Origin of the sequence: Kitasatospora sp. NPDC058046 (genome assembly GCF_042885595.1) — a bacterium.
Classification (GTDB): domain Bacteria; phylum Actinomycetota; class Actinomycetes; order Streptomycetales; family Streptomycetaceae; genus Kitasatospora.
Map to the genome: position 1 here is coordinate 30,974 of NZ_JBHVRS010000009.1, position 21,278 is coordinate 52,251.

Consider the following 21,278-nt stretch of genomic DNA (forward strand, 5'->3'; position numbering starts at 1 on the left):
TGCGGGCCGTGCCCGGTCGGCGGGCTGGCTACAGGTGGTCGGACCTCCGTGCCCCGCTCAGCCGCCGAGGGCCTCCGCCACGGGCAGCCGCGGGTCGTAGGCGGCCCAGCCCGGGTCCCCGGTCCCGGCGAAGGCGACCCAGGCGCCGTGCACTCGGGCGGCGAGGCCGGCCGGGGCGGGGTCGGGGCCGAGCAGGCCGGTGTCCCCGTGCAGCCAGGGCTCGTCGGCGAGGTCGAACACGAAGGGCAGCTCGACGGTGTGGGCGGCGCCGAGCCGCCCGTCCAGGGCCGTCGAGCGGTACCCGAACGAGTAGCGGTACGTGCGGCGGCCGCCCGAGATCCGGGCGTGGGCCTCCGCCATGCGCGTCGTCCCGGCCTCGAACAGGGCGTGCGCGAGCACGGCGGAGCGCAGTTCGCCCGGCGTGGCGCCCGGCCGCGCCGCCCGCAGGGCAGGGAGGACCGCCGCCGGATCCGCCAGCAGTCCGGCGGCGACGGCGTGGAGGTCGGCCTCCGTGGTGGACTCCAGCTCCCCCTCGGGCACGAGGTAGAGGTTCGCCTCCTCGGTGTTGGTGCCGATGAGCAGGCCGACGTCGCGGGCCGGGCCGTCCGCGAGGGCGTCCGCGGGCTGGACCGGCAGGACGAGGCCGAGCGGGCTGAGCCCGGTCAGCGGGTCGGTGGCGGTGTCCGTCCGCAGGTCGAGGCCGAGCAGCGCGGGCAGGACCGTCAGCAACCGCTCGTCCGGGATCGGGGCGAACGCCTCGGCGGTCGCTTCGACGCCCAGCTCGGCGGCCGCGACGGCGGTGACCCGCCCCGCCTGCTCCGGGGTGAACGCGCCGGTGCCGCTGCCGCTCTGCACGATCGCCCGCCGGAACAGCCCGCCGGCCTCCGGCGCCGCCAGCAGCGCGCAGACCAGCGTCGCGCCCGCGGACTCCCCGAAGACGGTGACGTTCCCCGGGTCGCCGCCGAACGCCGCGATCGTGTCCCGCACCCAGCCGAGTGCGGCGAGCACGTCGAGCAGCCCCCGGTTGGCCGGGGCGCCCGGCAGGTCGAGGAAGCCGGGGATGCCGAGGCGGTAGTTCACCGTCACCAGGACGACGCCGTCGCGGGCGAACGCGCCGCCGTCGTAGAGGGCGGCGCGGTTCGAGCCGGTGATGAACCCGCCGCCGTGCACGAACACCATGACCGGGCGCCTGCCGCCGTCGGCCGCGGGCGTGCGGACGTCGACGGTCAGGTACTCCGCACCGGGCGCCCAGCCGGGCCCGAAGTAGGGGCTCACGTCGAGCCGGTCGAAGGCGCGGACCGGCTGCGGGGCCGTCGGCGAGGGCCGCGTGCCGTCGCGGACGCCGGACCAGCCCGGGTGCGGTACGGGCGGGGCGAAGCGGCCGGCGCCGGTCGGTGCCGCCGCGTACGGCAGGGCGCGGTAGCGCTCGCCGGACCCGTCCCGGACGCCGCGCACGGCTCCTGCCGGGGTTTCGACGACCGGATCTGCCTGTCGGGGCATGGGAAACGATTCCTCTCTGACGGTTCTGGAGCTCTCTGGCGGTGCTGGGGCCGACGTACCGGCGGAGCGGGCGCGTCGGCGGATCAGGCGGATCAGGCGGATCAGGCGGATGACCGGATCATCAGGAGATGCGGGAGAAGCCCGCCCACTCCCTGATCGCGAACGTCGACCCGTTGCGCGCGACCTCCACCGCGCCCCGGCCGCCGAAGTGCGCCGGGAAGAGCAGCGCACGGTGCTCGGCGGCCTGGCCGAGCAGCCGGTGCCGGGTGGCGCGGGACAGCGCCGGGTCCTCGCAGAAGCAGGAGTTGGTGTCCGGTTCGGCGATCTGGAACGGGCTGTGCACCAGGTCCCCGACGAACAGGGCCTGCTCACCGCCGGACTCCAGGGTGAGCACGGACGAGCCGGGGGTGTGCCCGGGCGCGAGGTCGAGCCGCAGGTTCCGGTCGATCCGGTACGTGCCCTCCCACAGCCGCGTCAGTCCCGCCCGGTGGACCGGCGCGACGCTGTCCTCGAAGACGTTCTGGTTCCCGCGGCCGAGCACGCTGCGGTGCCCGTTGGCCGGGTCCCAGAACTCGAAGTCCCGCCGGGTCATCAGGTACCGGGCGTTGGGGAAGGTCGGCACCCAGGTCCGGCCGTCGAGGCGGGTGTTCCAGCCGACGTGGTCGACGTGCAGGTGGGTGTTGACGACGAGGTCGACGTCCTCGGGCCGCACCCCGGCGGCGGCGAGGTTGTCGAGGTAGTCCGTGTCCAGGTGGTTCCAGACCGGCGCGTGGGGCCGGTCCTTGTGGTTGCCCGCCCCGGTGTCGACCAGGATCGTGCGCCCCTCGCTACGCAGCAGCCAGGACTGGACCGCGGTACGGCACTCGTCCGTCGCCGGGTCCCAGAAGTCGGGCGCCAGCCAGTCGCGGTGCCGCTCCCACGAGCCGTCGGGGCCGGCCGGGCCGTTCGTGCTGCCGGGGCTATCTGGGAAGAACCGGCCCGGGGACAGCCCGGCCGAGCCGTAGAACTCCTTGATCCGGGTGACGGTGACGTCACCGATGGTGATCTGCTCCGGGTTCCGCCGCATGGGCTCCCCTCCTCGGGTCCGGGGCACGCGGTCGACCGTCCGCCGACCGCTCCCGACCGTTTCCGGTCGGGACCGAGCCTGGCCCCTCCGAGCGGCACCGACCAGCCCCCGCTCGTCCTACCCCGGCCCGTCCTACCCCTCACAGGGTGTGGCTGGGACCGCTCCGGGCGCCGAATACTGGGGGGCATGAACGGACCCGGCCCGCTCGGCGCCTTCCTCAGAGCCCGACGGACACGGCTGCACCCCGAGGACGTCGGCCTGCGCGAACTCGGGCCCCGCCGTCGGGTGGCCGGGCTCCGGCGCGAGGAGGTGGCCCAGCTGGCGGGCGTCAGCGTCTCGTACTACACCCGGCTGGAGCAGGGCCTGTCCCGCGGGGCGTCGGCCGAGGTGCTCGACGCGATCGCCCGCGCGCTCCTGCTCGGCGACCACGAGCGCGAGCACCTCGACCGGCTCGCCGTCGCCGCCCGCCACACCCCCCGGGTACGCCGACCGCGACCCGAGCGGCTGGCGGACGAGACCCGCGACCTGCTCCGCGCGGTCGACGGCGTCCCGGCCGTGGTGCTCGGCCGCCGTACGGACGTGCTGGCCTGGAACACCCTCGGGCACGCCCTGCTGGCCGGCCACGTGGACGTCCACGGCCCGGACGACCCGGCGCGACGCCCGAACCTGAGCCGGATGCTGTTCCTGGACGGGCACACCCGGGAGCTGTACACGGACTGGCAGCACAAGGCGCGCACGGTGGTCGGCAGCCTGCGCGCCACCGTCGGCAGGCACCCCGAGGACCCGCTGCTGGCCGAGCTGATCGGCGAACTGACCATGAAGAGCCCGGAGTTCGTCGCACTGTGGGGCGACCACCGGGTGGCGCCGTGCGACACCCGCTCCTACCGGCTGCACCACCCCGTCGTCGGCGCGCTCACCGTGACGCAGCAGATGCTGTCGATCGCCCGCTCACCCGATCAGGTGCTCGTCGTCTGCACCGCCCCCGCCGGCTCCCCCTCCGAGGCGGCCCTCGCCCTCCTCACCCGGGCCGGCGTCGGCTGCGGGGTTCCGCAGAGCAGCGGTCCGCCCCGGAACGGCAAAGGGCCCGCACCGTGCGTGACGCACGGTGCGGGCCCCTGTCTGCCGGGCTAAAGCGCGGCAGGGAAATTACAGCGGGCGGATGTTCTCGGCCTGCGGGCCCTTCTGGCCCTGCGTGACGTCGAACTCGACCTTCTGACCCTCGAGCAGCTCGCGGAAGCCCTGGGCGACGATGTTCGAGTAGTGGGCGAACACGTCAGCGCCGCCACCCTCCTGCTCGATGAAGCCGAAGCCCTTTTCCGCGTTGAACCACTTCACGGTGCCAGTAGCCATGAGAAATCTCCTTCGAGAGACTGTGCGAAGTCTGCACCATGCAGACATTCGAGTCGCCGCGATGAGAACCCGCCGGAAAGAGCCGGTAAAACAAAAAATGCGCCCGCAACAATAAGCAGGCGCACACAAAGTTCATGGGAACCACAACTGCAACTAAGAAGAGCTTAGCAGACTCCGGCCCGCCGGCGCGGATTTTCACTCGTCTATTTTTTTCCCGCCCTCCCGGGCACGACCGTCTCGCCCCGAAAGCGACAGCAACGATCGATTCCCGCACCGGAGTTGGCGACACCGGACCCTGCGCCGCCCCGGTCATGATTTTTTCGCCACGCCCAGGGGGCGAGTCGCCCCGGGGACACCCGGCAACGGATTCACACCCTCCGGAACGGCCCGTTCCGTCGATTTTCGGAGCATACTGACCGGGATGAGGAAAACACCGGCAGTCCGACGCCCCCTGCCCACCAGCCCCTTCAAACCCCGGCCCGACGCACCGCCCAAGCTATTCGCGGTGGGCGACCGCGTGAGCCACGACAAGTATGGTCTCGGCCGCGTCCTCGCGGTGGAGGACGGAGCCTACGCGGCCGTCCTCGTCGACTTCGGCACCCGACAGGAGCGGATCGCCCCACCGTACGCCGCCTTGTTCACACTCTGACCGGCACACCCGCGGCCCTACCGTCACCGCTCCGGGGCGCATGCCGGAGCCCGATCGGCCGCTCACCTGGGTCCGGCCACCCGGCCGGACGCCAGGCGTTTCGTGATGCGTCGACGCGCCCGGCCCGCAGCCCGGTTCCGCACCACGCCCGGGCCATGCCCGCGCCCTGTCCGCACCGCACCCGCACCCGCGCCCGCACCCGTGACGCGGCCACCCGGCGGCCCCGGCCACCCGCACGGCCCCGCGGACGGCTTCGGATTTTGGACTAGACCAATACCGATCCGGTCAACTCCTCCACGCCCCGTCCACGCGCCCTCCCCTCCCCCGTAGCGTGTCCACGCCTCGCACAGCGCGAGGACACCGTCCGGGGAAATCTCCATGAACTCGCTTACGGGTACGGCTCGTTGGACCACCGCCCTCGCGGCATCAGTCACGCTCCTGTGCGCCGTGCCGGCCGGCGCCACGGCCGGCACCACCGGCACCGCCGACACCGCCGTCGGCTGGCGGGCGCTCGGCATCGCCGTCAGCTCCGACGGCACCCGCGCCTACGTCGTCGCCGAGGACCACGTCGGCACCGGCTACCCCACCCTCCTGCGCACCGTCGACACCCGCACCCGCACGGTCGTGGCGCAGACCCTGCTCAGCCAGGACGGCACCGCCGGCCGGCCCGCCCTCAGCCCCGACGGCAACCGGATCTACGTCCTCGCCGCCGAGCAGCTGCTGGTCGTCGACCTCGCCACGAACACCGTGCTGTCCCGCACGCCCGTCGACCGCCCGCGCGCGCTCGCCGTCAGCGTCGACGGCTCCCGGGTGTTCGTGACCCAGCAGGGCACCGCCGGCCCCGGCCGGGTGCTGGTCTTCGACACCTTCACCCGTTCCTTCACCGGCGCCGTCCCGTTGGGCGACCCCGACGTCGACGGGATCGCCCTCCACAACGGCGGCGCCGACGCCTACGTCGCCACCGGCGCGGGCGTCGTCCACCTCGACCTGACCTCTCCCGTCCCGACGGTCACCCGCACCGTCCAGTCGCTCGCCGCCGCGACCGAGGTCACCGCCTCCCCGGAGGGCACCCGCCTCTACGCCCTCGGCAGCCGGGCCGCCCAGGGCTCCGGCTACGAGCTCGACCCGTTCACCGACACGTCCCGCACCGCCTTCACCCTCGGCGGCCCGGCCACCTCCGCCGACACCCACCTGGTGGCGGTCTCCCCGGACGGCAGCCGCCTGTTCGTCCTCAAGGACGGCTGGAAGCCCTCCGCCACCGTGCTGGCCTACGACACCGCCACCAACACCGCCCTCCCGGCCGCCGACCTCACCGGCTTCGGCCTGGACGGCGTGGGCACCGCCGCCCTCGGCCCCGACGGCCACACCCTCTACCTGGCCGGTCCGCGCGGCGAGACCAGCTACCTGAAGGCCGTCACCTTCTGACCCGCCCGCCGGGCGGGTGCGCGGCCCCGCGCCACTCCGCGCACCCGCCCGTCCGCGCCCCTCCGCGCCCGTCCGTGCCCGCCGACGGGTCGGTGGCCCCGTCGGGTGATCCCAGGGCGCGGGTTCCACGGCGGCCCGTCCACGACTCGCATAGTCGGACTCGTCATACCCGCCGATCGTGGGACGAGCCGACCATGCGATTTGCTTGCCGAGAGATCCTCACAGCCGCCACCGCCCTGCTGCTCTCCCTCACCGGCTGCGGGTCGCCGCAGGAACGGCAGCCCGCACCGTCGACACCCCGCGATCCGAGCTCCACGGCCGCGCCCACCCCGGCGGGGCCGCGGGCGTTCACCCTCGTCGCGACCGGGGACGTCCTGCCGCACACGGAGATCATCCAGCAGGCCAAGGAGGACGCCGGGGGCAGCGGTTACGACTTCACCCGGATGCTCGCCGGAGTCAAACCGGTCATCAGCGCCGCCGACCTGGCCATCTGCCACATGGAGACGGTGTACGGCGCCGACGGCGGGCCGTTCACCGGCTACCCGTCGTTCATCTCGCCACCCCAGGTCGCCCAGGCGCTCAAGGACACCGGCTACACCTCCTGCGACACCGCCTCCAACCACACGCTCGACGGCGGCCCGGACGGCATCCGGCGCACGCTCGACGCCATGGACGCCGTCGGCCTGAAGCACACGGGCTCCGCGCGCAGCGCCGACGAGGCAGGCAGCCCCACGACGCTCACCGCCGGTGGCGCCACGGTGGCCCAGCTCGCCTACACCTACGGCACCAACGGCATCCCCCTGCCGAAGGACCGGCCCTGGGCGGTCAACCTCATCGACCGGAACCGGATCCTCACCGACGCCCGGGCCGCCCGCGAGCGCGGCGCCGACATCGTGGTGGTCAGCCTCCACTGGGGCACCGAGTGGCAGGACACCCCGGACGAGCAGCAGCTCGCGCTCGCCCGCGACCTGGCCGCCGAGCAGAGCCCCGGCCGGCCCGACATCGACCTGGTCCTCGGCACCCACGCCCACATCCCGCAGGCCTACGAGAAGATCAACGACACCTGGACGATCTACGGCATGGGCGACCAGCTCGCCGGCCACATGTTCAACCCCACCGGCGCGGAGGACCCCCGGGGGAACTGGAGCTCGATCGCCCGCTTCACCTTCTCCCCGCCGCCCGGGCCCGGGCAACGATGGACCGTCACCAAGGCCGAGTTCCTCCCGCAGCTGACCGACCTCGGCCCGCCCTACCGGGTCCTCGACCTGACCGAGGCCCTCCGCCGCACCCCCGACCGCGCCGACTACACCCGGGCCCTCGACCACATCCGGTCGGTCGTCCTGAGCCGCGACGGCGCCTCGGCCGGGCTCACCATGGCCCCCTGAAGGGACGGCGGGTCCGACGGTGACGGCGAAACGACGGTGCCCGCCCCGGGACGGGGCGGGCACCGTGGCCTGCGGGACGGCCGTCGTCAGCGGCGGCGCCTTCTCACCGACAGGACCAGGGAGGTTCCGGCGAGCAGGATCAGTGCCGCGTACCCGAGCACGGACACGGTGGCCGTGCCGGACTGCGCGAGTTCGGGGTGGTGCGGCCCGGGGTGGTGCGGCCGGGGGTGGTGCGGGCCGGGCTTCGGCGGAGTCGGCGGTGCGGGCGGGACGGCGCCGGTCGGCTCCACGGCCACCTGGGCGGTCGACTCGGGCGAGGTGACGGTCGCACCGCCGGGCGCGTGGCCGGAGGCGGTCGCGGTGTTCTCGATCAGGTTCTCCCGCAGGTCGTCCTCGGTGACGGTGTAGTCAGCGGTGCAGGTCACCTGCCCGCCGGGGAGCAGTCGGGCGGTGTCGGCCGGCGGGCAGTCGGGTGTCAGCGGGGTGCCGTGGCCGTCGAACGCGGTTTCGGTCACGGTCACGTCGGTGAGGGCGACGTTGCCGGTGTTGGTGGTGGTGAAGGTGTAGTGGACGGTGTCGCCCGCCTGGTGGACGACGGCCGGGGAAGCGGTCTTCACCAGGGTCAGGGCCGGGGTGGCCCGGGCCGGGAAGACGGCGGTGGCGGCTTCGGCGCGCACGGTCCGGCCGCCGGGGTCGGTGGCGCTCGCGGTGGCGGTGTTGGTGATCCGGCCGGCGTCGACGTCGGCCGCGGTGACGGTGTAGGTGGCGGTGCAGGGGATGGCGACGCCCGGGGCGACGGAGCCGGCCTCGGGCGGGCAGGAGGCGGTGGGCGGGGTGCCGTGGCCGTCGAACGCGGTCTCCTGGACGTCGAGTCCGGTGAGGGTGACGTTGCCCGTGTTGGTGGCGAGGAACCGGTAGGTCACCGTGGCGCCTTCGGCCAGCGGCGTGTCGGCGGGGCCCGCGGTCTTGGTGAGGGTGAGCGCGGGAGCGGCTGGTGCGGTGACGGTGGCGCGGGCCTCGGCGGAGACGGGGCTGTCGAACCCGGCGGGCGCCCGGGCGGTGGCGGTGGCGGCGTTGGTGATCCGGCCGGCGTCGATGTCGGCCTGGGTGGTGGTGTAGGTGGCGGTGCAGACCACGGAGCCGCCCGGTGCCAGGGTGAGCGCGGCGGCCGGGCAGTCGACCAGTGGCGCGCCGCCGGAGCCGGTGAACGCGGTCTCGTCGACGTGCACGTCGGTGAGGGGGACGCCACCGGTGTTGGTGACGGTGAAGGAGTAGGACACGGCGGTGCCGGCCCGGTCGACAGTGCCCGGGGTGACGCTCTTGGCGAGCGTGATGCCGGGCGCGGTGACGGTGCGCACGGTGGCGGTGGCCTCGTTGCTCACCGGGTCCGGTCCGGTGGCCGCGGTGGCCGTCGCGGTGGCGGTGTTGGTGATCGATCCGGCGGTCACGTCCTGCGCGGTGACGGTGTAGGTGGCCGTGCAGGTCGTGGTGGCGGCGGGGGCGAGGTCGGTGCTCCGGCAGATGGGGACGGGTTTGGTGCCGCTGCCCGTGAAGACGCTCTCGTCGACCGTCACGCCGGTGACCGGGACGGTGCCGGTGTTGGCGACCTCGTAGGTGTAGGTGACGGTGTCTCCGGTGGTCGCGGTGGCCCGGTCGACCTGCTTGCTGAGGCTCAGTTCGGCGTTGGTGCCCAGCGGGGTGGAGCTGACGACCCGCTGGTCGGCCTGCGGTCCGAGGCTGTCGATGACGGAGGGGTTGATCACCGTCGGGCCGGTGTAGTGCAGGCCGCCGGGCGGGGTCGGCGGCGGGTTCTCGGTGACGGTGCACCGCTGGCCGTCGTAGAAGGCGAGCGGCGCGGCGGTGGCGGCGGTCGCTCCGGCCGGGACGGTGACCGACCAGGTCTGCGGTTCCTGGGTACCGCAGGTGACCGTTCCGCTGAAGGTGAGCGGCGACGGCAGGCCGCCGGCGGGCAGGCCCGTGAGCTGCTTGACGACGGTGATGGTGGAGGCCGTGTTGAAGACCTGGAGCGAGACGGTGCTCTCGTTCGAGGCGGGGATGGCGTCGAGGAACGCGTCGGGGCCAGTGGAGGACCGGGCCGTCGCGGTGTTGGGGTAGGTGCCGGGGACCGGTCCGGCGGTGCCGGTGACGGTGATGGTGACGTAGTCCCCGCCGCCGCTGATCTGCGGGATCGTGGACGTCACGGTGCGGGTCGCCGGGTCGAACACCACCGGGCCGCACGCCGAGGCGGCGGAGTTCGCCACGCAGGTCGCCGAGCCGTACTCGAAGGCGGTGGCCGGGGGCAGCGGGTCGGAGAACTCCACCGACCTCGCCGTCTGCGGTGACGCGTTGGAGACCTTGATCGTGTAGGTGACGGCCTGCCCGGCCTGCACCGCGGCCGGCTCCACCGCCTTGTTGACGGCGATGTCCGCGCACGGAGCCGTCGCCGTGGTGGAGGCGGAGCTGTTGCCGGTGTTGACCAGCGGCGACGCGACGAAGAAGTCCGCGTTGTTGGCGACGATCGTCGCGGTGCTCGGGCAGGCCGCCAACGGGGTCGGGTCGGCCGGGTCCAGGGTCAGGACGACGGTCAGCCTGGCACCGGGCGGGAACGCGCCCACCGTGCCGGAGTAGACCGGCGCGTTGTAGGCGATCGTGGTGTCGGTGATGAACGACGGGCAGGACGCGCCTCCGGTGCCGTCGCAGGACACGATGTGCACGGCGTACGAGCGGAAGAGGGTCGTCGACGAACTGAGGTAGTCCCGGATCAAGGACCCGTCCGCCGGGTTCGGGCCCCTGTTCTCGTACGTGATCGTGTACGTGTTGGGCTTGCCCGGCAGGATCACCGTGTTCGCCTGCGTCTTGGTGACGGAGATGCTCGTCCGCGGACAGGGCTCGGGTGTCAGCCCGGTCGCGCTGGTCGTCGCCGTGTTGTTGCCGGTGTTGACCAGGGGGGAGACGGTGAACAGCTGTGCGGTGTTGCCGACGATGTCGGCCGTCGGATTGCTGCTGCACGTGGTGGGCGTACCCGACGGGTCGACCGTCATGACGATGGTCAGCTTGGCTCCGGGCGGGAACGCTCCCAACGCTCCGGAGTAGACCATCGTGTTGTTGCCGGCCGTGGTGTCCTGGACGAACGACGGGCAGCTCACCCCGCCGGTGCCGTCACAGGAGACGATGTGCACGGCGTAGGAGGTGAAGTACTGGTTCAACGAGGTCAGGTAGTCGCGGATGGTCGCGCCGTCCGCCGCGATCGGGCCGTTGTTCTGGTAGGTGACCGTGTACGTGTTGGGCATGCCCGGCAGGATCTGCGGGTTGCTCTGCGTCTTGGTGACGGAGATGTTCGTCTGCGGGCACTGGCCCGGGGTGAGGCCGGTCGCCGAGACGTACGCCTGGTTGGACAGGGTGTTGGTCACACCGTTCGGCGCGAAGATGTTGGCGGTGTTGCCGACGATGTCGGCGGTCTGTGACGAGGAGCACGCCGGCACCGGACCGGACGGGTCCACCGTCATCACCACCGTCAGCGTCGCGCCCGGCGGGAACGCACCGATCACGCCGGAGAAGATCATGGTGCTGTTGTTGGCCGTGGTGTCCGTGATGAACGACGGGCAGCTCGCACCGCCGGTGCCGTCGCAGGACACGATGTGCACGGCGTACGACGTGTACAGCGACTTCGACGCGCTCATGTAGTCGCGGATCGTCGAGCCGTCCGCCCAGCCCCTGCCCTCGTTGCCGAACGTCACCGTGTAGGTGTTCGGCTGGCCCGGCAGGATCGTGGTCGCCGACTGGGACTTGGTGACCCGCAGGCTCATCTGGTTGCTGATCGTCGTGCTGACCGAGCTGTCGTTGGAGCTCGGGTCCGAGTCCGTGGCCCCCGGCGGCGGGTCGATGTGGGAGGACGCCGTCACCGACGACGGCGAGGGGGCGCCGAAGCGGCCGGTCACGGTCAGCGTCAGCACCCCGAGGTGCGGCAGGCTCACCGCCGTGCCCGAGACCTGGCTGTCCGACACGGCCAGCGAGCCGGGGCAGGCGGCACCGGCGGCGGCCGAGCAGCTCGCCGCCACATGCGTCGCGGCGGCCGGCAGCGTCACGGTGAACGGCGCTCCGTCGGCCGCGGTCAGCATGTTGTTGCTCATGGTCACCGTGTAGGTGAACTCCTGGCCCGCGTACCCGCTGGTCGGCCCGGCGATGTTGGTCGTCACGTCGACGACGTCCGCGGCGCGATCCGTCCGCGGTGCCACCGGCGCGGACGCGGGGGACACGGACGCGGACGGCACGGACGGAACCGCCTGCGGCACGGACGCCGGAGACGCGGACGCGGGAGACACGGCCGGAACGGTCGGCGGCACGGACGCGGGAGACACGGCCGCGGGCGACGCGGACGACGCGGACGGAACCGTCGGCGGCACGGACGCGGGCAACGCGGCCGGGACCGTCTGCGGCGAAGCCTGCGCAACCGGCGCGGGCGACGCGGCCCGGGCAGCCGCGGGTGTCCGGTCGGCCGGGCCCGGATCGGCCGCGGCCACCGGCGGCGCGGCCAGCGCCACCAGTCCCCAGGTCAGCAGTGCGGCCACGAAGGGCGCGCACCGTCTCCGTCGAAATTCCGACCACGTCCGAACCATGGCGAACCAGCCCTCCGTCCCGGCCGATCGGACCGGGTGGCCCCTGGAACGTCGATCGGTCGATGAGTCACGACGGCCCCACGCTCACCCGCCGACGGGCACACGCCCGACAGGCAGACGCGGAAGGGCCGGGAAATCAGTCGCATGCCCTACCGGAGACGGGGAGCCGCCGCCCGGTAGGGCGCCACGTCTGGTCCGCGCCCACGGGGTTGCCCCGCTTCCCGGTGTCCGGCGGCCTTCGGTACCGGCGGGCGCGGTCGGCGCGGGTGCCGCCTCATACCTGAGAGCCAGGCCGAGGACGGCTCCGCAGCGGGAGGCCGGTCGGCCGGTCCGCTCCGTAGCCTGGTGACCGAATGCACCCCGGCCGAGGAAGGCACCGTGAGCGTCCGAACCGCTGAGCACCCCGGCCGCGGCCGTCCGGTGGACGAACCGGACAATACTGTCCGCATGGACAGGACTGGGCGGCGGCCGGTGCGCGCGGCGCTGCGCACCGTGCGGAAGGATCTGTTCACCCTGGCCCCGCAGCCCATGCCGCCCATGAGCGGGCCGGGACCGCTGAGGTGGCTGCCGCACGGTGCGGTCGTCATGGTGGCGGTCTTCGCGGCCGTCTCCGCCACCGAGGACATCCCGCTGCGGCCGCTCGGGATGCTCCACGCCGCGCTCCTCGTACCGGCGCTGCGCCGACCGCTGCCGGCCTGGTGGCTCTCGCTGGTGACGCTGCCGGTCTTCTCGCTGTACCCGCCATTCGCGCCCTACACGGGATGGGCGTGGGCCGTGCAGGCCGGACTGTCGTTCCTGGTCGCGCTGCGCAACCCGCCGCGGGTGACGGCCGAGACGGTGGGGCTGAGCACCGCGCTGCTGCTGGGTCTGCAGCTGGCGGGCGGGCGGATCGGGCCCTGGTACTTCACGGTGATCGTGCTGGTGCTGTTCGCCCTCGTCGCGGCCGCCGCGACCGGGGTGCGCCGGACGCGGGAGGTCCGCGTCCGGCTCGCGGAGCAGGAGCGGGCCCTCGCCCAGGAACGGGCGCACCGCACCGTCCTGGAGGAGCGCGCCCGTATCGCGCGCGAGTTGCACGACGTGGTCGCCCACCACATGTCCGTCATCTCGATCCAGGCCGAGGCCGCGCCGTACCGGGTCGCGGACCCGCCCCGGGAACTCGTCGCGGCGCTGGCCGACATCCGCGCGGGCGCCCTGGAGGGACTGACCGAGCTGCGCCGCCTCCTCGGCGTGCTGCGGTCCGAGGACCGCCCCGGCGGGCGTGCTCCCGAGGCTCCGCAGCCCACCCTGGAGCGGCTCGACGACCTGCTCGCCGGGGTGCGCGCGGCCGGGCTCGACGTGCGGGCGGTGGTCTCCGGGACACGCCGCCCGCTGCCCGAGGGCGTGGAGCTGTCGGCCTACCGCATCGTGCAGGAGGCGCTCAGCAACACGCTGCGCCACGCCCCGGGCGGCTCGGCCCGCGTCGAGCTGGCGTACACCGAAACCGCCCTGCGGCTGCGGATCCGCAACGGGCCCGGCACCTCGGCCGCCGGGCCCTCGCCGGGAGCCGGGCACGGCCTCCTGGGCATGCGCGAACGTGCCGCGATGCTCGGCGGGGAGTTCTCCGCCGGCCCCGCCCCCGACGGCGGCTACGAGGTCGCCGCGCTGCTGCCGGTGCCCGCCGCCCCGGCCGTCCGGACAGACAGGGAACAGACCGCATGACGATCCGAGTGATGATCGCCGACGACCAGGCGATGGTCCGTGAGGCCTTCTCGGTGCTCCTCGGCGCCCAGCCCGGCATCGAGGTGATCGCGACCGCCGTGGACGGCCTGGACGCGGTGGCCAAGGCCGAGGAGCTGCGCCCCGACGTGATCGTGATGGACATCCGGATGCCCGGGCTGAACGGCATCGAGGCCACCCGCCGGATCACCGGGCAGGCCGGCCTGTCGACCAGGGTCCTCGTCCTGACCACCTTCGACCTCGACGAGTACGTGTACGAGGCGCTGCGCGCCGGCGCCGGCGGGTTCCTCCTCAAGGACGCCTCCGGGGTCCAACTGGCCGAGGCGGTACGCGTCGTGGCCGCCGGGGACGCGCTGTTGTCACCCGGGCTCACCAAGCGGCTCATCGAGGAGTTCGCCCGGCTGGGCGGCTCGGCGAAGCCGTCCGCCCGGGTGCGGATCGACATCCTCACCAACCGCGAGACCGAGGTGCTCACGCTGGTGGCCCGGGGCCTGTCCAACGCGGAGATCGCCGCCGAACTCGTCGTCGCCGAGCAGACCGTCAAGACGCACATGGGCAGCATCCTGCAGAAGCTCCAGTTGCGGGACCGCACCCAGGCCGCCGTCCTCGCCTACGAGACGGGACTGGTCGTTCCCGGCCGCACCGGTCTGTGATCCCGCGTCCGTGATCCCTCGGTGGTGATCCCGCCGTGGTGCGGCGGCACCGGCCCGGACGTCCCCGTCCGACCCCTACCTGAGAGCCGCTCCGGGAAATGGCTCCGTGGTGGGAGGCCCGTGCGGGTGCCGGATTCCTAGCGTTCTCGTACGAGCCGGTCCTCGCCTCCCCCGTGTGCGGTGGCGAGGGCCTCGCGGCTCCCGACACGTTCCGCGGGCGGCGGCGACCGTCCCGCGCACCATCGCAGGAGTACAGCCATGACCACACCCCGAAGCTCCGCCGCGTCGCCCGGACGGCCCGCCCGGCCTGCCCGTCCCGGACGGCCCGTCCGGATCCTGCGGGCCGCCTCCGCCGTCCTGGCGTCGTTCCTCGCGTTCCTGGCCGCCGCCGTCGTGCTCGGCGCGTACGTCCCCTCGATACCCAAGGCGGGCGTGATCGGCCCGGTGCTGGGCGGGCAGTACCCGTTCCACATCGCCCTGCTGGCCCTCGTCGCCGCCGGCCTGGCCGCGCTGGCCTGGCGGGCCGGCCTGGTGCGCTGGGGACGCGTGGTCACCGTGGTCTCGACGCTGTGCACCGTGGGCGCGCTGGTCATCGGCGGCATCCAGTTCCAGGCCGCCCGGGAGGCCGGCGCCGACGTCTCCCTGGGCCAGGTGTTCACCGAACTCGGCTACCCCGCGGCGAAGCCGGACACGACCGAGACGTTCGCGAGCCCCGAGGGCGAGCCGCTGCGGGTGGACGCGTACCTGCCCGCGAAGGTCCCGGGCCAGCGGACCCCGGCCGTCGTGCTCGCCCACGCCGGCGGCTTCCACACCTTCGACAGGAGCGACCTGCGCGGCACCGGCCGCTGGCTCGCCGACCACGGCGTCGCCGTCTTCGCCGTCGACTACCGCCTGGCCGGTCCCGACCGTCCCACCTGGGACAAGGCCCCGCAGGACCTCCTCTCCGCCATGGGCTGGGTGCAGCGCAACGCCGACGCGTACGGCGTCGACGGCGCGCGGATCTCGCTCGGCGGCATGTCGGCGGGCGGCACCCTGGCGATGAACACCGCCTACCGCCTCCACAACGGCACCATCAAGGCCGTCGAGGGCGCCACCCCCGCGCCCCCGGCCTCCGTGATCGGCTTCTACCCCGGCACCGACGTCGCGCAGATGTGGGCGGACGACGTGGCCGGCACCCGCGAGGCGGCGCAGATGTACACCGGCGGCACCCCGCAGCAGTACCCGGACCGCTACCGCGAGGTGTCCCCCACCTCCGACGTCCGCCCCGGCCTGCCCCGCACCCTGCTCGTCGTCGGGGACCGCGACCGCAGCGCCCGCCCCGAGACCGTCACCGCCCTCGGCGACGCGCTGAGGAAGCAGGGCGTCGACGTCGAGGTGGAGGAACTGCCCTTCGCCGACCACGCCTTCGACGACGTGTACGGCAGTCTCACCTCCCAGACGAGCCGCCGGATCCTGCTCGACTTCCTCCTCGCCGACCCGCGCTGACCGCGTTGACCGCGTTGGCCCCGGGGCTCCCCGCCGGCCGGCGGGGAGCCCCGGCCCGCTCGACCGGCATGGACGAGGCCGAAGCGCCGGTGGTAGCCCTCGGCCCGTCGGACGGGCCGTCGTCCTATCCGTGCAGGTGCGCTGCCAAGTCGTCGAGGAGGAGATCGGCAACCACTTCCTCGACCACTGCGGTGCGCGACTCGGTCATGGAGTCGATGAGCGAGCGGTCCCACGGCGCCGGCGTCAAGCGACCCGGATCAGGGCCGAAGGGAACCCGCGGTGCGGTGGCCCGGTAGTCGTCGGCTGTCATCCGCCAGGGTGCGGCACCGGTTCTGGCCATGACGTGAGCGGCGATGCGGATGCCCTCGCCGTCGAAGTCGCCGTGGTAGTGCAGGGACGCGCCGTCGTCGGCGAGTCGGCGCAGCAGGTGGATCACGGCGGTGTTGGGCCAGCCGGAGGTACAGACCAGCGGCGGGCAGTGCGAGCCGAAGCGGCGCAGGGCCAGAGCGAGCACGCTGGGGTTCTCGGTGATGTGCACGGGTCCTGCGGGACCGGTGAACTCACCGGGTGTGCGCAGTTGGGCGAGGGTGAGGCTGACGGGGTGGCCGGCTCCGGCGCAGATGCGGGAGATCATGGCAACCGGCCCTTCTCCCACGGGGCGGAGACCCGCGGCGAGCACGGCGGCGGACAGCTCGTCGTCGGCCACGCCGGCTCGGCTCCACAGCGCGCGTCGTCCCTCGGCGGCGTCTGGCACGTCGGTGCCGTACAGCACCGCCAGCGCACGCAGGACGAGCGAGGACAGCCGGGTCCCGTCGTCGAGGGCGTGGGAGTCGCCGTCGAGGAGGCGGGCGGCGAGGACCGGTAGTGGCTCACCGTCGGCTGGGAGTGCGTGAAGGACGGTCAGCGCGGCGGTCAGCAGGCCCCGGGTCCGCTCGGGTGAGCCGTCGACGAGGCCGCCGGCCCGCAGGTGGCCGACCCAGTCCAGCAGGGCCGGCTGGACGGTGACCACCTCGTGGCCGGCCAACCACGCCCACAGGGCCTCGCGTTGGCCGGTCCTGTGGTGGCGCTCGGCGGCCCGGTCGTGGATCGGGCCGAGGATCGCGGTCACCACGTCCCGGACGGGTCGGCCGCAGGCGTCCAGCACGGCACTGTCGAGCCCGGCGAGGGGGATCGTCGGTTCGGCGCCGGGGAGCCGGTCGAGCCCGAGGAGGTCGGCCAGTGCCTCCCGGCCTGCCTCGTCGAGTGGTCCGGACCGTACCCGGCTGACGGGGCGACCGGTCGAGAGACGGCCGTGAACGGCCGACCACAGGGGTCGGAGCTCGGGGAGGTCGAGGGGGTGGCGGTCCGTCATGCCGGTTCTTCCGCGTCGGCTTCGTCGGGCAGCAGGTCGGTGCCCGTCCAGGTGAAACGGGCACTGGTGACGGCGTCGTCGCCGTCACCTCCGGTGATCAACTGGTGGACGGCGATGCCGGAGAGCTCCCGGTAGGTGCACCATTCGTGGTCCGAGGTGAGCACCAGGTCGAGGTCGAGTGCCGCGAGGAGGCCGAAGACCTGCCCGCGGTTGACGGTGTCGACGCCGACGAAGACCTCGTCGAGCAGGATCAGCCGCGGAGACTCCGGCACCGCCTCGTAATGGGCGGCCACGGCGGCGAACAGCGGCAGGTGGAGGGCGATGGCCTTCTCGCCGCCCGAGAGCGCGCCGTGGAGCTTCTTGGTGAGCAGCTGCCACCCGGAGCCGTTGGCGCGGTCCAGTTTGACGACGAACTGGTGCCAGGCCGTGTAGTCGAGGACCTCGGCGAGCTGCTCCTCCCAGGTCGCCGCCGTGTTGCGGGTCTTCGCTTCCTCGATCCGGCCCCGGAAGAAGGCGTGGAGGGCCTCGCGGTCGGCTTCGGTGATCCGCGCCGGGTCCTTGAGCAGCAGCTCACGGGCCGTCCGGGTACCGGCTGGCAGGTCGGGGTGGATCTGCCACACCAGACGGACGGCCACCCGTGAGGCAGTGCGGATCCCTTCGAGGTGGCCGTTCATCCGCTCGACGAGTTCACCGGCCTGACGGATCCGGGAGGCGAGGTGGCGGCGCGTGTCGCCGGTGAGGGTCCGGTCGAAGAGGCCGCGTTCGGCTGCGGTGATGTCGTCCTGACCGCGGTCACGCTCACCGGTGAGGATGACGAGGAGGCCGGTCGCGCCGACCCGGATGCCGTCGACGGTGGCGGTGAGGACCTGGACGTCCTCCTCCGCTTCGAGCTCGAGGTCGGCGCGGCTGCTGAGGCTCTGGCGGGCTCGGTGGACGGCCTCGGAGAGACGGTTCAGGGAGTCACCGAGGTTCCTGGTGCCGTGCGGCAGGTCGGGCCACGCGGCAGCGGTCTCGCGCGCCGCTTCGAGGGTGGCGCGGGTGCCGTCCGCGGAGGTGAGGACGAGCCCGAGGCCCGCGTCCTCGGGGAATCCGAGGACGCACAGGCGCCGGAAGCCATGGGCGGCCTCGTTCCGGGCCTCGACGGCCCTGTCGTGCAGGGCCTCGTCCTGGGCCGCGGTGGCGCCGAGCGCGCCGATGCGGCCTTCGAGCGCGAGAAGTGCCTGGGTGCCGGATTCGAGGTCGCGGCGAACGCGGTCGAGGGACTTCCGGAAGTCACTGATGCGGGCGGCCACTTCGCGGTAGTCCTCACCGACGGTGCTCTCGACCGCCCGGAGCGTGGAGCGGAGCCCACGGGCGGCGGCCTCGGCGGTCTCGGCCTCCGCCAGGCCCTCGGTCGCAGCCCCCCTCGATGCCTCGGCATGGCCGCGCGCGGAGTGCCAGGCCTGGTGGGCGGCTGTCCAGGCGAGATGGGCGTCGAGCCAGACGTCGGCCTGTTCGCGCAGCGCTTCGACGGCCGCGGCGGTCTTGTCCAGGGCGGCGCGTTCGGTCGGCAGGGCATGCTCGGCGGAGGCGACGGCGAGTGTGCGCAGCGCGTCCGCGACCGCCTTCTCCTGCCGCGCGAGCTGTTCGACGGCCTCCCGCACGGCGTCCTCCCGAGCGCCCACCTCGGACTCGGCCCGGTCCCAGCCGACCTTGGCCTCCTCCACGTCCCGGTGGTGCGGCCGGGAGCGGAGGTCGGCTTCGAGGCGCGTCCGGCGGTCGGCGAGGGCGTGCAGCCGCGTCTCGTAGCCGACGACGGCGGTGTCGGCCTCGGCCAGTTCGGTGGTGAGTTCCGCGATCCGCCGCTGCCTCGCGCGTTCCCGGGCCGCGGCGCCGATGTGGCTGGACTCCTCCTTGGCCCAGGAGCCGACCGCCATCGCCAGCCGCCAGCTTCCGTCCGCGCCCACGACGGCCGGGTGGTCCGTCGTCAGTGCGGGGCCGTAGGCGACACCGGCGAGCAGCCGCCGCACCCGGGCGGGCGGCACCGGGCCGTCGGGTTCCGGAGCCAGGACGTCGAGCAGCGAGGGGCCGGGTGCGGGCGCGGCCGCTGCCGGATCGGCCAGGACGTCGTGCCCGGCGACGACGAGACCGCCGTCGGGGGTCATCCAGGCGTCGAGCAGCCCGGCCGCTTCGAGGGCCGCTTCGACGCCGGCCTGATCGGCGGGCGGAACGTCCGGCCGGAAGGCCAGCAGACGCCACAGTGGCGCCCCCGGCAGGACCGACCGGTCGGCCGTGCGAGTCCGTGGTGGAACCGGCGGGAGATCGGCCGCGGCCGCGATGCGTTCCAGTTCCCGGAGGACCCGGTCACGCCCGGCGCGGGCGTCGTCCCGGCCGGCGCGGGCGGTCGTCTCGTCGGCGGTGATGGAGCTCTCCGCCGCCCGGGCCGCGGCTTCGACCAGCACGAGGACATCAGTCTCGACGGCGGCACGGGACGCGAGTTCCTCGGCGTCGTCGATCGAGAGTTCCGCGCAGTCCTCCCTCGCCCAACGACGCAACAGGGCGGCGTGGGCGTCGACGGCGGCCTGGTAGGCACGGGCGTTCCCCTCGCGCTTCGCGGTCGCCCCGGTCAGCCGTTCGCGCGCCGAATCGAGGTGCTGCTCCGCCGTCGTCCGGCCCGCGAGGAACCGTTCGTGGCGCTCGACGGCGGCTCGGACGTCGGCGATCTGGTGGTGCCGCGAGACGACCGCACCGCGCAGCAGACGGCGCGCCGTACGCCCCTGCTCCTCGTTCTCCCCCGACGGACCCGGTGCGGTGCCGAGCACCGTCTGCACCTCGGCGCAGACGGACTCCATGGCTGCTCGCCGCGCCGCGCCACGTGCCTCCTCGCGAGCGGCCCGGGTCTGTTCGGCCCGCTGTTCGGAACGCAGCCGCGCATCGTCGGCACGCCCCGCGTCCTCGTCGGCCGCCCGAACCTTCCGGTCGGCGGCGGTACGGGCCCGGGCGGCGGTCTGGTCGGCCTGCTCGCTCCTACGACGGAGCTGGTCGAGCTCCTGCCCCTGCCGGTAGACCTCGGAGTCGAGCAGCCCCTCGATGGCGCCCTCGATCTCCTGCCGCCCGTGTTCGAGTTCCTGTTGCGTCCGGTTGCTCTCGTCGCGCTCACGCACGGCTCCCGCGTGCGCCTCCCCGCTCTCCCTCGCGAGGCGGGCGAGGTTGTCCATCTCGGTCGTCGCGGAGATGAGACCGGCTGCTCCGGCACGCAGGACGCGCTGGGCGTAGCCGCGTTGCTGGTTCGCGACGGCGGTGGCCGCGGCCACCTCGTCGTCCAGTGTCTTCAGGTGCTCGCGCTGGCGGTCGAGGCGCTCGAAACCCTCGGCCAGTTCGGTGATCTCGCCCTGGCCGAGCGGGGGCAGCGCCCGCGAGAGCAGCGAGGACAGCAGCGACGGATCCAGGCGCTCCGAGAGCTTGGGGGTGCGGAGCTGGAGCAGCGCGGTGATCAGGGCGTCGAAGCGCTGCTCGCTCAGCCCGGGGAAGAGCGTGCTGCGGACCGTGTTGCGGTAGTCGGTGGGTGACCCGTGCAACTCGCCCCGGCCGTGCAGGGCATCGGCCAGGGCGGCGCGGGTGAGCGGCTGGCCCGCGTCGTTGACCAGGGAGAGACCGCCTGGGCGGTCGATCCGCGCGCCGGTGGTGAAGTAGTCGACGGTGACACCGGGGGTGTGCACGCTGGCCTGGAGCCTGGCGCCGCAGGTGAACCACCCGGGATCGCCGTCACCGCGGACGAACTCCAGCCACACGTACCCGACACGGGTCTTGCCCGTGGTGCCCTCCCCCATCAGGTTCCAGTGCATGGTGCGCTCGGAGCCGCCGAAGGTGGACAGCCGGTTGGGTCGCAGGCTCGCGTCGAACAGGAACGGCAGGAGTACCTCCAGCGCCTTCGACTTGCCGGTGCCGTTCTGCCCCCGCAGGAGCAGCCGGCCCTTGTGGAAGGTGAAGGTCTCGTCGTAGTAGCGCCAGACGTTGAGGATGCCGGCCCTGGCGGGCCGCCATCGCGCGGCTGCGGCCGCCGTCGGGGGCACGGGGCTCTGCGGTGGCTGTGTCACGGTCAT

At 73.6% G+C, this 21,278-nt stretch carries 13 protein-coding genes; 7 read left to right on the top strand and 6 right to left on the bottom strand.

What is annotated here, in order from left to right:
- Positions 1-57: 57 nt before the first annotated feature.
- Positions 58-1,500 (bottom strand): carboxylesterase/lipase family protein, encoded by a 1,443-nt coding sequence (locus ACFVU7_RS19705; protein ID WP_388046168.1) that lies wholly within the window; start codon positions 1,498-1,500, stop codon positions 58-60.
- 121 nt (positions 1,501-1,621) lie between these two features.
- Entirely contained in the window at positions 1,622-2,566 is a 945-nt protein-coding gene (locus ACFVU7_RS19710) for an MBL fold metallo-hydrolase (RefSeq protein ID WP_117492829.1), read from the bottom strand.
- Positions 2,567-2,752: 186 nt separating this feature from the next.
- On the opposite strand from ACFVU7_RS19710, the gene ACFVU7_RS19715 reads away from it, so the two are divergent.
- The gene (locus ACFVU7_RS19715) at positions 2,753-3,697 is read left to right on the top strand and encodes a helix-turn-helix domain-containing protein (RefSeq protein WP_388046170.1); all 945 of its coding nucleotides are present in this window, start codon (positions 2,753-2,755) and stop codon (positions 3,695-3,697) included.
- Positions 3,698-3,712: 15 nt separating this feature from the next.
- On the opposite strand, the gene ACFVU7_RS19720 is transcribed toward ACFVU7_RS19715, so the two are convergent.
- The gene (locus tag ACFVU7_RS19720) at positions 3,713-3,916 is read right to left on the bottom strand and encodes a cold-shock protein (protein ID WP_049649849.1); all 204 of its coding nucleotides are present in this window, start codon (positions 3,914-3,916) and stop codon (positions 3,713-3,715) included.
- 517 nt (positions 3,917-4,433) lie between these two features.
- Between ACFVU7_RS19720 and ACFVU7_RS19725 the strand changes: the two genes are divergently transcribed.
- The 3 genes from ACFVU7_RS19725 (at position 4,434) to ACFVU7_RS19735 (ending at position 7,375) form a co-directional block, all read left to right on the top strand.
- On the top strand, positions 4,434-4,565 hold the full coding sequence (locus ACFVU7_RS19725) for a hypothetical protein (protein WP_375875341.1): 132 nt from the start codon (positions 4,434-4,436) through the stop codon (positions 4,563-4,565).
- 378 nt (positions 4,566-4,943) lie between these two features.
- Positions 4,944-5,990 (top strand): YncE family protein, encoded by a 1,047-nt coding sequence (locus ACFVU7_RS19730; protein ID WP_388046172.1) that lies wholly within the window; start codon positions 4,944-4,946, stop codon positions 5,988-5,990.
- 194 nt (positions 5,991-6,184) lie between these two features.
- The gene (locus ACFVU7_RS19735) at positions 6,185-7,375 is read left to right on the top strand and encodes a CapA family protein (RefSeq protein ID WP_388046173.1); all 1,191 of its coding nucleotides are present in this window, start codon (positions 6,185-6,187) and stop codon (positions 7,373-7,375) included.
- An 86-nt stretch (positions 7,376-7,461) separates the two neighbouring features.
- Here ACFVU7_RS19735 and ACFVU7_RS19740 read toward each other — a convergent pair whose 3' ends face one another.
- Positions 7,462-11,571 (bottom strand): hypothetical protein, encoded by a 4,110-nt coding sequence (locus tag ACFVU7_RS19740; protein WP_388046176.1) that lies wholly within the window; start codon positions 11,569-11,571, stop codon positions 7,462-7,464.
- 867 nt (positions 11,572-12,438) lie between these two features.
- On the opposite strand from ACFVU7_RS19740, the gene ACFVU7_RS19745 reads away from it, so the two are divergent.
- The 3 genes from ACFVU7_RS19745 (at position 12,439) to ACFVU7_RS19755 (ending at position 15,845) form a co-directional block, all read left to right on the top strand.
- Complete coding sequence (locus ACFVU7_RS19745; RefSeq protein WP_388046178.1) at positions 12,439-13,689, top strand: sensor histidine kinase; 1,251 nt, start codon at positions 12,439-12,441, stop codon at positions 13,687-13,689.
- Entirely contained in the window at positions 13,686-14,360 is a 675-nt protein-coding gene (locus ACFVU7_RS19750; protein ID WP_074004615.1) for a response regulator transcription factor, read from the top strand. The genes ACFVU7_RS19745 and ACFVU7_RS19750 overlap by 4 nt, the downstream gene beginning before the upstream one ends.
- A gap of 258 nt (positions 14,361-14,618) precedes the next feature.
- On the top strand, positions 14,619-15,845 hold the full coding sequence (locus ACFVU7_RS19755; RefSeq protein WP_074004614.1) for an alpha/beta hydrolase: 1,227 nt from the start codon (positions 14,619-14,621) through the stop codon (positions 15,843-15,845).
- A gap of 124 nt (positions 15,846-15,969) precedes the next feature.
- Here ACFVU7_RS19755 and ACFVU7_RS19760 read toward each other — a convergent pair whose 3' ends face one another.
- Both ACFVU7_RS19760 and ACFVU7_RS19765 read right to left on the bottom strand, forming a co-directional pair.
- Positions 15,970-17,196, bottom strand: a complete 1,227-nt coding sequence (locus ACFVU7_RS19760; protein ID WP_388046180.1) for a TIGR02679 family protein — start codon at positions 17,194-17,196, stop codon at positions 15,970-15,972.
- Positions 17,193-21,278: a TIGR02680 family protein gene (locus ACFVU7_RS19765; protein ID WP_388046182.1), complete on the bottom strand. Its 4,086-nt coding sequence runs from the start codon at positions 21,276-21,278 to the stop codon at positions 17,193-17,195. The genes ACFVU7_RS19760 and ACFVU7_RS19765 overlap by 4 nt, the downstream gene beginning before the upstream one ends.